The 972-nt window shown below is 31.7% G+C and carries 1 protein-coding gene; it reads left to right on the top strand.

Annotated features, from left to right (window positions below):
* Nucleotides 1-32: 32 nt before the first annotated feature.
* A complete protein-coding gene (locus ML462_RS15985) occupies nucleotides 33-848 on the top strand; it encodes a hypothetical protein (protein WP_240714836.1) in 816 nt (271 codons plus the stop codon).
* Nucleotides 849-972 lie beyond the last annotated feature (124 nt).

The raw sequence follows: 972 nt of genomic DNA, 5'->3' as shown, positions 1-972 counted from the left end.
CCGAGACCGTTAGCTAACATTTTTTAGAAAGAGTGAAATTAGGAGAAATCATATTCTATTTAGCAGTTTCATTAATTGGAATAACCTTTTTATATCAACTTTTAAAGATCATGCTTAAGGGAACTAAAGCAGAAAGGGAATATGAAAAAAGAATTAATGAAAGTCTTGCAGATGAATATATTATCGATCCTGAAACAGGTGCTAAATTGACTTTAGAAGAAGCTGAATCTGGACATTGGATTAGCCATGACAATGAGTATATCACCATCCCAGAAAAAGAAATAGAGAAATTACACACAGAAGAACAAAAGGAGGCCGAAAGAGCAATAAATCTTCTTAGAGAAAGTAGAGAATATAAGAGATATAGGTTTTCCGAATCAGAATTAGAAATTTTAGAAAACACAAAGATTCTATCAAAATATGATGATTGGAGTTATTCTGATTGCTTTAAAATAAAATACTGCGATGGTTATATATTTATGCCTGCCGTTGTTTTAATTGATAAAGTACCAGGATACTTTGAAACTACCTATCATGAATCTCAAATAATGATTTGGGTGAAATTGGAAAGTAATTTGGGACACTATTATTTAAGAGAAAAAACTGCAACCCAAAAGTTCTTGGATATATTTAAAAACGACGATGACCTAAAAATGAGAGGTTACGAATCTTTTACAATTAAAAAATCCGAAAACCATTTTAAAGTCAATCAAACTTTAAAAAAACTAAAAGGAGCAAAGGGATTAGAAATAGAAATCATTGAAAACAATCTATTCCTAAAAACAATGAAATTCATAAATGTAGAAGAACTACTTCTAATGAAAAGACTAGTAAAAAACGTTAGCTAACAACGGTTCATCGCCAATAAGCGGCACCGTTAGTAAGAAAATAATTAAATTGACCAACAAACCAATACTAAGCCGACAAATCCGCGTCCCTTACTCCGCCAACTGGCGATAACCGAGACCGTTA

It is taken from the genome of Christiangramia lutea, from assembly GCF_022489035.1.
In the GTDB taxonomy this organism is placed as follows: Bacteria; Bacteroidota; Bacteroidia; order Flavobacteriales; family Flavobacteriaceae; genus Christiangramia; species Christiangramia lutea.
The sequence above is the reverse complement of the archived record's forward strand: the minus strand, read 5'-3'. Positions and strand labels throughout refer to the sequence as shown.